Origin of the sequence: Pelagibacterium nitratireducens (assembly GCF_037044555.1) — a bacterium.
Lineage (GTDB): Bacteria > Pseudomonadota > Alphaproteobacteria > Rhizobiales > Devosiaceae > Pelagibacterium > Pelagibacterium nitratireducens.
Map to the genome: position 1 here is coordinate 3,012,460 of NZ_CP146275.1, position 13,046 is coordinate 3,025,505.

A 13,046-nucleotide genomic window follows, 5' to 3' on the forward strand; every position below is an offset into this window, starting at 1 on the left:
TGCTCATCAGATGCTAGACTCCAACAGCTCGATCTCCTCACCAGTCAAATCGAAAAGTCCATACACCAGCTCGTTGATACGGCGCTCATTGGCCTGGATCTCGGACGAAAGGCGCGCAATTTCTGCCTTGTCTCGGGCGATCCAGTCTTCCCAGTCGCTACGCTCGGACAGGGGGATATCTGCCTTCAGACACCTCTTGACCTCAGACCGGAATGCAGCGAAATCCGGCAAAAGCCACCACTTCTTGAGCTTGTTTGAAAGATTCGTGAACGCTCCAATAGGAGCGATATCCGGTATACGTCGTGTTGGGGCACGCTGCAGGACGTGGCGTCTTTCCGCTGCCGCTTGACAGGACTCAGCGATCGCGGCGATTTCGTTTTTCTGAGATTCAGAAGCAAGTGGAATAGGAAGCGACCTCAGATATTGGCTCTTCATCCGGAAGTATCCGCCCCTAGCTATTGTTGTTTCGCTCGTGAGTGCAAACCAAAGTACGTTGGAGCCGAGTAAAGCGGCCTCATAGTGGGAGGCGCCTTTCAAGCAAAAACACGTCATGTCGATGTAGCTTCCGCTATCAACGGAAAAGCTAGGACGGTTGGCGATGTCCCGGTACACAACTTTCGTGCCTGCATAAGTAGATTCAAACGCTGCTTGCGCCTGCTGCAGCTCAAACCATTCCTGCTTAGCAGCCCGCTGTTCCAGTCTAGACTTGAATTGGGAGAGTCGCTCTAGGATTGCGGGGTATTTTAGGACATCGATGGTTGACTTCGGGATGTATATAATGAAGCGTTCAGCCGACGCTACGTGCCACTGCTCCAACTCATTGCCAAAAATAATGGGCTTAATGAGGTCCGCAGAGTTCGGATCGGCGGCGACAAGCCGGTTTCTTTCTGTGCGGTCGATGACAAACGCCTCGTTACGCCCAGTTTTTATGCCAGCATACGGATCACCGTAAACATCACCCAATCGCTCCCGCCCTGTCCGGATCTTGCGCCGCAGCGACTGCAGCCCAGCCTCTTCCAGAGACCACGACCCAGAGGAAAGTGAAGACTGCGGATAAGTGGCCGCCCCTTTCTCAAAATTCGCACGAAAGTTAGATTCTGGTAGCGTGTCGACCGTCCAAAAACGAAGCGTGTGATCTTTTAAAGGGGCCTCGCGCCGCATGGTGAGGATGGCGGGATAGGTGGTCACCCCCTCAAAAACTTGCAGATCGCCAAAATAAACTACGGTTTCAATCGTTGCCTTCTGGCGCAGAAAATCGCGTAGCGGCCTACCAGAGCCCGTTTTGAAGAAAGACGATGACGAGATGTATCCAAGCCGACCTCCAGGCTTCAGCAGGTTGAGCCCGCGCTCGAAAAAGTAGCAGTAGAGATCCGCCCGATCCGACACCACCTCGAACCGTTTTTCTAGGTAAGGCTTCATCAGCTTAAGGTGCTCCATCCGCACATAGGGCGGATTGCCGAGCACGATATCGAAGCCACCTTCGGCCATGATTTGGGGAAAGGCGCTCGCCCAGGTAAACCCGTGCGAGAGATAGGCGAAATTGGAATCTTCGATCAGGCTGTCGCCCACCTTCAGATTGCCACCAAGACTGTCAAGCGGCTTGCCGCGACGAGCCGTTTTCACCCAAAGCGAAAGCTTCGCGATCTCGATGCTTTCGGCGTTCACATCGACGCCGAACAAATTGCTGGTGAGGATCTCACTGTCGGGGACGTAATTGAGAAGATCGCCCATATGCTCAGCCCTGGGCGCCAGCTCCTTGATCTTCTCATTCACGCGCAAGAGCTCGGCCTTCATGTAGTCGAAGGCCATCACCAGAAAAACGCCCGACCCGCAGGCTGGATCGACGATGCGCAGCGACTTCAGCCGGTCCCGATAGGCCTGCCATGCTTCCAGTTGCGCGCTCTTACGCTTCCACTTGATCGCCTCGTAATCAGCAAGGCTCGATCCCTTCTGCGCAAATTGCCTGACGATGCAGGCAAAGATCTCTTCCAGGTGCGTGCCGAGCGTTTGCTCGACGATGAAGCGAGCAATGTAGTCTGGAGTGTAGACGACACCGTCGCGCTTGCGGCGACCACTCGTTCCTGTTTTCTTTTCAGCTTCGACCTCATCACCGCGTGCTTCGGCTTGGAGACGTTCCACATCGGCGATCGATTGCTCAAAGATGTGCCCCAGAACGGTGACCGAGACTTCCGAGCTGAAGTCGTAGCCGCCGATATCTTTGAATTTCTCGCAAACCGCGTCGGGGATGTTGAGCTGATCGACGATGGGATCAGGGGCAAACAGTCCCCCATTGTACGGCGGGACATTCAGCTGATGATTGCCCTTGTCGATTGAGGTGAAGAGCCCTTTGAAATTATCCCAGATTGGGCGAGGATTGAAAGGATCGGAATGCTCGAATGCCTTTTCGAGAATGTGGCGTGGCAGGAGCCCTGTGTCCTCGGCAAAGGCCGTAAAGAGGATGCGGTCTAGGATGGTCTGCGCCGCTGCGATCGCGCTCAGACCGTCGAGAGATGGTAGTTCCTGGCGCACTGCCGCGATGAGGTCGCCGCGCAAGGATTTGTAGTCCGAATAAAGCGCGTCGGTAATGTCCTGGTCTTCGCGGCGGCTCTCCTTGAGCAGCGCGGCCGTTTGGCCGCTCAGCAGGTTCTCCGCCCCGAGCAGAAGCATAAATCGAGCATAGTGAGCCGGCTCAGTCAGCTTGGCGAGCTCGAAGTGCTCATAGGCTTGCGTGCCTTCGCCGAAGCCGTAGAGCCTGAGCTCAACATAGTTCGACACGACGACCCATTTCACACCGGGCGCGTTTGTGGCGTACTCCCACGCCTGCTGCACCGGACTCTTTGCCCGGCCAGGCATAATGGCATCGAGATCCTTGGTACGCGCTCCCTTGAGCTCGAAAGGTGCAAGGATCTGGGAACGCTGCGGCCCAAAATGACCAAGGGCCAGATCGACAGAACCGCTCAGGATCGACTGTTCTGAAGTCACCGTGTGGTCAGGGGACACGACGGCGCTGACATAGCCAAGCACACCCTCCACAATCTTGGCCTTGAAGTCGCCGTGAAGGGCCGTCTCCTTCAATCCGGTGATACGGCCCGAGCGGATGAGCTCACTCCACTCTTTCAGCAGGGCCTCGTGACTGGCAGGAAGACTGTCCGGGTAAGCAATATGGCGATCGAGCGTTTTGGGATTGAAGAGATGCATGCGCTTCCGATCACAACAGCCTTGGCTGTGGTTTGTTCCGGCCCGGGCTGATAGCGAGGCACCAAGATCTCGCCTTCGCGCGCGCGAGCTTGGGCAATATCACAATCGCACTGTATGTACATGAGCTGGGCGACGCGCGGCCATTCAGAAAAGCCGAAAATGCGGCGCGGATGAACCCAATCGCCTCGGCCGCCAGGGTCACGGACAGATCTAGTCGATCGAGCGCCAGCGCCCGGATGTAGTGCCCCAGGCAGCCCGGCCGCGCCAGCGCGGTTTCAGCACGAATTGCCACTATGTCCCTCCTGATGGGTGAATCACCTCTTGAAAGCATAGCTTTGGGGAAGCTGACAACATAGCCCATGTCAGCAACGGCGTGTTCCAGGGAGTCGGCGCCTAGATCGAGCGCGACAAAATCGAGGGTTCGAACGGTAAAACCATCCGCTCGAGAAGTGACCGACGCCACTCCAGAGCGCCCCCTGACCCATATTCCTGGCGTGAACGACGATGGCCAAAAAAGATTTCGCGCATTTCCCCGTCAATACCGGCTTCTTTCATCCGGTCTTCAAACGAGTGACGGATGCTGTAGAGGGTGTGTTTTGACGTTGGGACGAGGCCGTTCTCGCGCAGATACTTATTGATTGCAGCGCAGGCAGCTTCTTCCTTCTCCCGATAGCGGGGAAAACCGCTTGGATACATTTGAAATGCCAACAAAGCAGCGCCGACCAGCGGAATCTCGCGAATGGAGGCTGCGGTCTTCAATTCACGTGGCGCCTCCGGATCATCGCGCTCCACAAAGCTAATGTAGGGCACTGGGCCATCAAGGTGGATGTTGCTGGCATCGAGATTACAGGTCTCGCTCGGCCGCGCCCCCGTTTCGATGGTGACCAAAAGGATGGCCCGCGCCTCCTCGTTCAAGCCTTTGAGAGCGTCGGCTTTCAGAATCTTGTCCCGGATCCAGGCGGTCGGGAAAGGAGGCCGCTTGGCTTTCTTGCGCTCCTCAAAACTTAGTCCTGCGAATGGGTTGAGCTTGTTCTCCGCGCCCATGAAGGCATGATACTCGCGATAGATCTTTCGCAGCTCACCAATCTGCCGGTTGCCCGATGATGCAGTATGGGTTGGCTTCTTGCCTTTGTCGGCTGGAGCGATGCGCGCCAGCCAATAGCGATAGAATTTGTGCGCGTCGTCGCGGGTGATGTGCGAAATCGGCTTGTCCCCGACGATCTCGACAAAGTTGCGCACAGCCCGCTCGGGAATGACCCGCCATTTCCGCCTTTGCTGCGGCGACTTCGTCACCAGCTGAGATGCAGCAATATCGTTGATATAGACTTTAAGCGCTTGGGTCAGCGTCACGCTGGGCGTTGGCTCTCCACCCAGCACCGCCGTTTCGACTGCATGGGATGTCCGCGTATCAAGAATTGCCTCCATCCGCTCGGCCAACTCCTGCCAGCTTGCCTTGGCTTCGAGCTCGCCTGCAGGACGATAAGCAAAGCCGAGCGCCGCTGCCCGACGCACGGCGGCCTTGTGGCGCTTCAGAGCCGCTGACTCTTCCTCATCGCACAGAAACGATGCCCACAGGTCGTTGTCCGCCTTTTCCAAGGCATCGCGCATGACGCGGGCGACCGCCAAGTCGTGGGTCTTGAGCGAACTACGGATAACTGGAGCCCGCTCATCCTGCTCAGCCACCATGGCGGGAACGCGCCGAACATACTGCCAGCGGTCCCCGCGGCGCTGCAAAAAACGGTCGAGTTGAGAACCCCTGGGCACGCCATTCCTCTCCAATGTATCACGTTATAGGATCAAAATGTGTCACGAATTTCCGGGCAAGACAACCCAAAGTTGGCTGTGTACACCGAATTCCTTGGCCGTTACAGCGACATAGCAATTTTGCAAAGCTGGGAAAATGGAGCGGGTGAAGGGAATCGAACCCTCGTCGTAAGCTTGGGAAGCTTCTGCTCTACCATTGAGCTACACCCGCACGCGTCGGCGCTGATCGAGCGCTTGTGTGCTGCAAATCGGGACAATCGTCAAGGCAGATACGCTGGCCACTTCAGTGCCGGCTCCGATCTCCCAAAAAGTTTACCTTGGCGCTTTTCCAGTCATTTTAGCGCCTCTCGCCGCAATCCGATGAGCGATCTGATGATCTCGCAACGGCAATTGCGGCAAAAAATCGGCGCCGCGCTGTTGATATCGCGCTCTTGGGGGCCTATTGTCTTGATCAACATTCAATCTCTGCACGATGACCGGCCAGCCTTGATGTCGATTCTGGCCCGGTGTCTTTTTGTGTTCAACAGCTAAAGTGCGAATACAAAACGATATTTACAGTCTTCGCGTGCAAATTTTCAACAAGGAGACACATGGCAGTCAAATTATCGGTACGAAACGTCTTCAAGGTCTTCGGTGAAAAAACCGACGCCGCTCTCGAACTGCTCGAGAAAGGCAACTCCAAGGAAGACATTCTCGAGCAGACGGGCGCCACGGTGGGCGTGCAGGATGCGAGCTTCGATGTGGGCGAAGGCGAGATCTTCGTCGTCATGGGACTCTCGGGCTCCGGCAAATCGACCCTGGTGCGTATGCTCAACGGCTTGATCCCACCCACGTCGGGCTCGATCATGATCGATGGTGCGGACGTCGCCAGCTGCTCACAAGACGAGCTTCGCCGCATAAGGCGCGAAAAAATCACCATGGTGTTCCAGCACTTCGCTCTGTTTCCTCACTGGTCGGTGGCCGACAATGCCGCCTATGGACTGAAGGTGAAGGGAACCAAACCTGCCGAACGCCGCAAAAGAGCGCTCAAGGCGCTTGAACAGGTCGGGCTTACCGCTTGGGCTGACAGTCTGCCTGCCGAGCTTTCGGGCGGAATGCAGCAGCGCGTTGGCTTGGCGCGCGGTCTTGCGAACGGCCCTGAGGTGTTGCTGATGGACGAGCCATTCGGCGCGCTCGATCCGCTCATCCGCCGCGAGATGCAGGACGAACTGATCGAGCTTCAAAAGACGCTGAAGAAAACCATCGTCTTCATCACGCACGATCTGAACGAGGCTCTGCTGCTTGGTGACAAGATCGCCATCATGAAAGATGGCCGGTTCGTCCAGGTCGGTACGGCGCAGGAAATCGTTTCCAATCCAGCCGACGATTATGTCGCGGCCTTCGTGGCCGACATCGATCGCGGCCGCGTCTTCACCGCAGAGGACGTCTCGAACGATCCCGCGGCCATGAAGCTGGGCACCGACACGGCTGAGGACGCCATGCGCGCCATGGAGGATCTCAACCGCAACGCCCTCTACGTGGTCAACGACAAGAACATGATTGCCGGCGTGGTGACCTATCAGGATCTGGCTGCGGCGACGCTGAATCTGGAAGAACCGAATCCGGTTCTGGAAAAGGTCATGCTGACCGAATATCCCACCGTGGATGCCGATGTGCAGCTCAACGACCTGTACGGCGCGGCAAGCGGTGGACTTCCGATCGCCGTGACGGATAGCAAGGACCGCCTGGTCGGTGTCGTCGAACCGGAGGCTGTGTTCGCACAACTTTCCGGCGATGATGAAACCGTCCTCTCCGAGGCATCCGAAGCACCCCCGGCGCAAGATTCTGAAAAGGAGAGCGCAAATGTTTAGTCCCGGCGACCTCCTCATTATCCCTTTCGACGACTGGATCAATGATTTCGTCCGCGGCTGGCTGGTGCCGAACTTCCGGCCCTTGTTCCGCGCGGCGCAGGTTCCTATCACGCTGGTTCTCAACGCATTGGACGATTTCTTCAATTTCGTCCCCATGCTTCTGACCACCGCAGTCTTCTCCCTCGCCGCCTGGAAATGGGCTGGCAAGGGCATGGCAATTTTCACGATCATCGGCTTTTTCTTCATCGACATGATCGGTCTCTGGCCGGAAACCATGACGACGCTGGCCATGATCCTGACGTCGGTTTTCTTTTGCACGATCATAGGGGTGCCCGTCGGCATCCTGGCAGCCGGCTCGGACCTGCTATGGAAAATCGTGCGTCCGATTCTCGATATCATGCAGACGATTCCCTCCTTTGTGTACCTCGTGCCGATCGTCATGCTGTTCGGCGTCGGGATGGCGCCGGGGATCATCGCCACCATCATCTTCGCCCTGCCCCCGATCATCCGGCTGACCAATCTGGGCATTCGCAATGTACGCGGGGATCTGGTCGAGGCGGCTCATGCTTTCGGCTCCACACGATGGCAGATGCTGACTGATCTTCAGATTCCGCTGGCCTTACGCACCATAATGGCGGGCCTGAACCAGACGCTCATGCTCGCACTCTCGATGGTCGTTATTGCCGCCCTTATCGGCGCAGGCGGTCTCGGGCTCGTGGTCAACACCGGTCTTGGCCGGCTCGATGTGGGCGGTGCCACGGCAGGCGGCGTCGGAATCGTCATCCTCGCCATCGTACTGGATCGCATTACCCAGGGCCTCGGCGAGCAGAACCAGACCAACACCGTTTCGTTGCGCCAGGTACTCTCGAACCTGCTTCGCCTTCAGGGCAGCAAGCAGGCCGAACCAACCCGCAAGGCGGCCTGAGCTGCCGTTACCCAATGACGCGGTGGCTATGCGCCACCGCTTCTATCGTCCGGACTTTTCTGGACTTCGCAAGGCGGAATAATCCGTCGATTAAAACCAAAACCAAAGGAGACAAAAACATCATGTTCAGTCTCAAGAAAACTCTCGCCGGTCTGACTGCCGTTGCCCTTATGGGCGCTGCACCGGCTGCTGTCGTCGCCCAGGACATGCCGGGCGAAGGCGTTACGGTCAATATGGCTCAGGCGACCTGGGATACCGGTTGGTTCCACGCCGAAATCTATCGTCAGCTCATCTCCGAGCTGGGCTATGACGTGCCCCAGATCACCACGCTCGACAATCCGCCGTTCTATCAGACGGTCGCGCAGGGCGACATGGATCTGTGGGTCAATGGTTGGTTCCCGCTGCACAACACCTACGAAGACACGTTCAGCAACGGCGCTGAGCTTGTGGGTGCTGTCGCCGAAGGCGGCGCGCTAGAAGGCTATCTGGTCAACGCCTCTGCGGTTGAAGAGTTTGGTATTACCTCGCTCGAAGATTTCAAACGTGACGAAGTCAAGGAAGCCTTTGACCGCAATGGCGACGGCATGGCCGACATGGTTGCCTGTCCTCCGGGCTGGGGCTGCGAGATCAACATCGAGCACCACATGGATGCCTATGATCTGCGCGACCACATCAACCCGATCAAGGCTGGCTATGCAGCTTCGATGGCTGACGCTGTCGCTGCCTATGACAGCGGCGAAAACATCCTGTTCTACACATGGACTCCGAACTGGACGGTCAATGAACTCGTCCCGGGCGAAGACGTGATGTGGATCGAAGTTCCTGAAGTCGACCTGCCCGATATGAGCATGGCCGATGCAGCGACCATGGATGGCGTTGAAGGTTGCGTAAACGATCCGTGCACGCTCGGCTTCCCGGCCAACGACATCGTGCCGGTCGCCAACTCGGCGTTCCTCGAAGAGAACCCTGCCGTTCGCGCACTGCTCGAAAGCGCATCGATCCCGCTCGCGGACATCTTTGCCCAGAACGCTGCCATGAACGAGGGTGACGACGATATCGAAGCCCAGGCTGCTCAGTGGATCGAAGACAACCGCGACATGGTCGACGGCTGGCTCGAAACTGCACGCGGCGCCGCTTCGTAAGCGACGCTTCAGCGTTCAATATGAGAAGGCCGGGGTATGCGCCCCGGCCTTCTTTTGTTCAGGGATAGGGCTTGAAGTGCTTGGAAAGCTTGAGGCTCTGGGCCTGATAGTTCGAGCCGAGCGCTGAGCCGTAGAGCGTCTTTGGCCGTTCGGCCATCTTCTCGTAAATCAGGCGCCCGATGGTCTGGCCGTGACCCAGAAGGAACGGGACTTCGCGGCTACGAACCTCGAGCACGGCACGTGAACCGGTGCCTCCGGCGGCCGAGTGGCCAAAGCCGGGATCGAAGAACCCGGCATAATGGACGCGGAATTCACCGACCAGCGGGTCGAACGGCACCATTTCGGCCGCGTAATCGGGCGGAACATGTACGCTTTCGCGTGAAACGAGAATGTAGAATTCGTCGGGGTCCAAGATCAACTCGCCCGAGCCGCGATTGACCAGAGGTTCCCAGTAATCGAGGACGTCCAGAGCGTTCTTTTTGTCGACATCGACAACCGCCGTATGGCGCTTTGAGCGGAAGCCAATCAGGCCCGAGCGCCCTTCGCCGATCAGATCGATCGATAGCGAGACCCCCTCGCCCACATCCATGTTGGGATCGAAAACCAGCGTCTGTTCGGCGTGCAAGGCCTTGTGGCCAGCGGCGTCGAGACGCGCGTCTCCGACCCGGAACCGCATCTGGGACAGGCGCGAGCCGGTGCGCACCAGCACCGGGAAGGTGCGGGGGGAAATTTCGAGATAGAGCGCCCCCTTATATCCGGCGGGCACGATATCGAAGCTGCGCGCGGCGTCGGATATGACGCGGGTAAAGATATCGAGCCGTCCGGTGGAAGATTTGGGATTGGCCGATGCGCTGACCGTTTCAGGCAGGTCGAGGCTCTCGAGGAGTGGCACGATATAGACACAACCGCGTTCGAGCACCGCGCCTTTGGTCAGGTCGATCTGGTGAAGCTTTAGCGTTTCTATGCGCTCGGTCACCGTCTTGCCTGGTCCGGGCAGAAAGCTCGAGCGGACGCGAAAGGCGGTTTCACCAAGCCGCAGATCGAGGCTCGCGGGCTGGATCTGATCGGCGTCATAGGGCCGGCCGGCGCTGATGGCGCCCTGATCGGACAAGTTCTGGATCAGCCGGGTGGAAAATACCCCGGTCGGCCAAGTGTTGTTCATATCCCCATGCGCCTCATGCAAACCCTTTGGACTGGCTTAGCAATTGAGGCGATTGACGCCAAGCGCCATTTGGGAGTAACTCAGTGCTGACTGCGTTTCCAGCGCGGTTGGTGGTGATTTGGCCGGTCCGATTGCAGGCCACCAAGGGCGTTGCTGTGCAATGCCTTCGTTTTTTCTGGTCGGGTTGCCGAACCACAAAAGTGCGTCTCACTTTTGCTGGCAATCCTCCGGGAAACATCTCTGCTAAAGTGACCAGTTCGAACCGGCCGCATCGCGCGCCGGTTTTTTTGTTTTGAGGTAAACCCATGTCGGACAGGACAAGCAACCCGCTCTTCGATCACAAGCACCGCAAGGCGCAGACGATGATGGTGCATGGCGGCATGGAACGCTCCCAGCATGGGGAGACCTCCGAGGCGATCTTTTTCAATTCCGGTTTTGTCTATCCCACCTCGGGCAGCGCCGAGGCGCGCTTCAAGGGCGAGGAGCCCGGACACATCTATTCGCGCTTTTCCAACCCGACCGTTGAAATGTTCCAGCAGCGGGCCGCGCTGCTCGAAGGGGCCGAAGCGGCCCGTGCCACCGCCACCGGCATGGCTGCGGTGACAACGGCTGTAATGAGCCAGCTTCGGGCGGGCGACCACGTGGTTGCGGCGCGCGCCCTGTTCGGCGGATGTCGGTTCGTGGTCGAGAACTACATGCCGCGCTGGGGCGTTGAATCGAGCCTTGTCGATGGCCGCGACCCGGAAAATTTCGCGCGCGCCATGCGGCCCAACACCAAGGTGGTGTTTGTCGAGACCCCGACCAACCCAACGCTCGAACTGGTGGATCTTAGGGCCGTTGCCGAGATTGCCCATGCCCACAATGCCGTGCTGATCGTCGACAATGTCTTTGCGACGCCGGTCTGGCAGAAGCCGCTGGAGCTGGGCGCCGATCTGGTCACCTATTCGGCCACCAAGCATATCGATGGGCAGGGCCGGGCGATGGGTGGGCTCATCCTGGGCAGCAAGGAGCTGATCGAAGCCGATGTGCATACAATCATCCGCCAGACCGGCCCTTCGATCTCTCCCTTCAACGCCTGGGTGCTGCTCAAGGGGCTCGAAACCCTGTCGCTGCGCGTCAAAGCAATGACCGAGAGTGCGGAGAAAATCGCCAATTTCCTGGCCAATCACCCCAAGATCGAGTCCATCTCCTATCCCTTTCATCCTTCGCATCCGCAATATGAACTGGCCAAACGGCAGATGGGCGCCGGCTCGACGCTGGTGGCGCTGACGCCAAAGGGTGGCAAGCAGGCAGCATTTGCCCTGGCCGATGCGCTGGCGATCATTGCGATTTCCAACAATCTGGGCGATGCCAAATCGATCATTTCCCACCCGGCAACGACCACGCATCAGCGCTTCACGCCAGAGGAGAAAGTTGAGATGGACATCACCGACGGGCTGCTGCGGCTTTCGGTCGGGCTCGAGGATGCCGACGATCTGATCGCCGATCTTTCGTTCGGTCTCGAACAGGTCTAGTCTTCACACTCTCTTTAGGCGGCAGGGCGCAGCACAGTCGGGCATGGATTTTCGCACGATCTTTTCGGCCATCGGTGCCCTGACGGCAGCGCTCGGTCTTGCCATGCTGCTGCCTGCCTTTGCCGATCTGGTTGTGGGCAACGAAGACTGGCTGGTGTTCCTCACGGCCTCGCTGATCACCATGATCTTCGGGGCGGGGCTGTGGGCTTCATCAACAGGGCACAAATCGGACCTCAATCTGCGTCAGGCGTTCCTGATGACAGTTTCGATCTGGGTGGTGCTCACCATCTTCGGGGCGCTACCGCTCTACATGTCCAATCTGGACCTGAGCTTTACCGACGCGATGTTCGAGGCCATGTCGGGGATCACCACCACCGGTTCGACGGTCATCACAACGCTCGACACCACCGCGCCCGGCATCCTTTTGTGGCGAGGATTGCTGCAATGGTTCGGAGGTCTGGGAGTGGTCGTCATGGCAATTGCCGTTCTGCCCATGTTGCGGGTGGGCGGCATGCAGATGTTTCGCGCCGAAGCGTTCGAGACGCCCGACAAGATCCTTCCCGCTGCCGCTCAGATCGCCACGGCCATGGTGATCGTCTATTGCATTTTGACCTTTGCCTGCGCCGTCGCCTATTGGCTGGCCGGCATGGGGGCGTTCGATGCCGTCGTCCATTCGCTTTCGACCGTTGCCACTGGGGGCTTTTCCACCCGTGATGCATCGCTGGGCGCTTTCGACCAGCCAGCGATCCATTATGTTTCGGTCGTCTTCATGATCCTGGGTGCTCTACCCTTCGTGCTTTATGTCGGCATGCTGCAAGGCTCGTTCGGGCAGTTGTTTCGAGACTCCCAGGTCCGGCTGTTCCTCTACCTGATCGGCCTGGCCACAGTGATCGTGGTTTTCGTGCAGTTGACCGGCGACATTGCCCGAGGTGAGGAAGCGTTCCGTCACGGGCTGTTTTCGGTGGTCTCTATCATGACCGGCAGCGGCTTCGGGGTCGCCGATTTTTCGGCATGGGGCCCGCTGGCCGTCTCTTTGTTCTTTGTCGTCATGTTCATCGGCGGCTGCACGGGCTCGACTTCGTGCGGCATCAAGATTTTCCGCTTTCAGGTTCTGGCGCGCGATCTTTACCAACACATCCGCGAGATCGTCTTCCCCTCTCTGGTTTATGTCAAACGCTACAACGGACGCCCCCTGCCCGATACGGTTTCGACATCGGTGCAGAGTTTTGTGTTCATTTACTTTTCGAGCTTCCTTTTGCTCGCGGTGCTGCTGTCATTGTCCGGCCTCGAGCCTCTGGACTCACTGGGCGCCGCGGCGACGGCAATTTCCAATGTCGGGCCGGCGCTCAGCCCCGAATTGGGACCGGCGGGAAGCTTTGCTGGCGTTTCCGACGTTACCAAATGGCTTTTGACCCTCGGCATGCTGGTGGGCCGGCTCGAAGTGCTTATGGTGTTGGTGCTGTTCACGCCGCGCTTCTGGCGCGCCTGATC

Annotated in this window: 9 protein-coding genes and 1 tRNA gene; 5 read left to right on the top strand and 5 right to left on the bottom strand. The window is 58.2% G+C overall.

Annotation, left to right across the window (positions count from 1 at the left end):
• Window positions 1-6 precede the first annotated feature (6 nt).
• The 4 genes from V6617_RS14885 to V6617_RS14900 all read right to left on the bottom strand — a co-directional run bounded on the left by V6617_RS14885 (window position 7) and on the right by V6617_RS14900 (window position 5,173).
• Entirely contained in the window at window positions 7-3,198 is a 3,192-nt protein-coding gene (locus tag V6617_RS14885) for an Eco57I restriction-modification methylase domain-containing protein (RefSeq protein WP_220305771.1), read from the bottom strand.
• Between the two features lie 10 nt (window positions 3,199-3,208).
• Window positions 3,209-3,490, bottom strand: a complete 282-nt coding sequence (locus V6617_RS14890) for a hypothetical protein (RefSeq protein WP_220305772.1) — start codon at window positions 3,488-3,490, stop codon at window positions 3,209-3,211.
• Between the two features lie 101 nt (window positions 3,491-3,591).
• Window positions 3,592-4,962, bottom strand: a complete 1,371-nt coding sequence (locus tag V6617_RS14895) for a tyrosine-type recombinase/integrase (RefSeq protein ID WP_240549624.1) — start codon at window positions 4,960-4,962, stop codon at window positions 3,592-3,594.
• Window positions 4,963-5,099: 137 nt separating this feature from the next.
• Window positions 5,100-5,173, bottom strand: a tRNA-Gly gene (locus V6617_RS14900).
• Between the two features lie 379 nt (window positions 5,174-5,552).
• Between V6617_RS14900 and V6617_RS14905 the strand changes: the two genes are divergently transcribed.
• From V6617_RS14905 to proX, 3 genes are all read left to right on the top strand, one after another.
• The gene (locus V6617_RS14905) at window positions 5,553-6,812 is read left to right on the top strand and encodes a glycine betaine/L-proline ABC transporter ATP-binding protein (RefSeq protein WP_338607705.1); all 1,260 of its coding nucleotides are present in this window, start codon (window positions 5,553-5,555) and stop codon (window positions 6,810-6,812) included.
• Complete coding sequence (locus V6617_RS14910; RefSeq protein WP_338607706.1) at window positions 6,805-7,737, top strand: ABC transporter permease; 933 nt, start codon at window positions 6,805-6,807, stop codon at window positions 7,735-7,737. The genes V6617_RS14905 and V6617_RS14910 overlap by 8 nt, the downstream gene beginning before the upstream one ends.
• A 122-nt stretch (window positions 7,738-7,859) precedes the next feature.
• The gene (gene proX, locus V6617_RS14915; protein WP_338607707.1) at window positions 7,860-8,879 is read left to right on the top strand and encodes a glycine betaine/L-proline ABC transporter substrate-binding protein ProX; all 1,020 of its coding nucleotides are present in this window, start codon (window positions 7,860-7,862) and stop codon (window positions 8,877-8,879) included.
• 58 nt (window positions 8,880-8,937) lie between these two features.
• Here proX and V6617_RS14920 read toward each other — a convergent pair whose 3' ends face one another.
• Window positions 8,938-10,041, bottom strand: coding sequence for a 2'-deoxycytidine 5'-triphosphate deaminase (locus V6617_RS14920; RefSeq protein ID WP_338607708.1), 1,104 nt, complete (start codon window positions 10,039-10,041; stop codon window positions 8,938-8,940).
• 305 nt (window positions 10,042-10,346) lie between these two features.
• On the opposite strand from V6617_RS14920, the gene metZ reads away from it, so the two are divergent.
• On the top strand, window positions 10,347-11,555 hold the full coding sequence (gene metZ / locus V6617_RS14925) for an O-succinylhomoserine sulfhydrylase (protein WP_338607709.1): 1,209 nt from the start codon (window positions 10,347-10,349) through the stop codon (window positions 11,553-11,555).
• 43 nt (window positions 11,556-11,598) lie between these two features.
• Complete coding sequence (locus V6617_RS14930) at window positions 11,599-13,044, top strand: TrkH family potassium uptake protein (RefSeq protein ID WP_338607710.1); 1,446 nt, start codon at window positions 11,599-11,601, stop codon at window positions 13,042-13,044.
• Window positions 13,045-13,046 lie beyond the last annotated feature (2 nt).

What these genes read in the sequence shown, in the direction of transcription:
- V6617_RS14885 (WP_220305771.1), bottom strand. Translation starts at nt 3,198, where the DNA reads ATGCATCTCTTCAATCCCAAAACGCTCGATCGCCATATTGCTTACCCG.
- V6617_RS14905 (WP_338607705.1), top strand. Translation starts at nt 5,553, where the DNA reads ATGGCAGTCAAATTATCGGTACGAAACGTCTTCAAGGTCTTCGGTGAA.
- V6617_RS14910 (WP_338607706.1), top strand. Translation starts at nt 6,805, where the DNA reads ATGTTTAGTCCCGGCGACCTCCTCATTATCCCTTTCGACGACTGGATC.
- proX (WP_338607707.1), top strand. Translation starts at nt 7,860, where the DNA reads ATGTTCAGTCTCAAGAAAACTCTCGCCGGTCTGACTGCCGTTGCCCTT.
- V6617_RS14920 (WP_338607708.1), bottom strand. Translation starts at nt 10,041, where the DNA reads ATGAACAACACTTGGCCGACCGGGGTATTTTCCACCCGGCTGATCCAG.
- metZ (WP_338607709.1), top strand. Translation starts at nt 10,347, where the DNA reads ATGTCGGACAGGACAAGCAACCCGCTCTTCGATCACAAGCACCGCAAG.
- V6617_RS14930 (WP_338607710.1), top strand. Translation starts at nt 11,599, where the DNA reads ATGGATTTTCGCACGATCTTTTCGGCCATCGGTGCCCTGACGGCAGCG.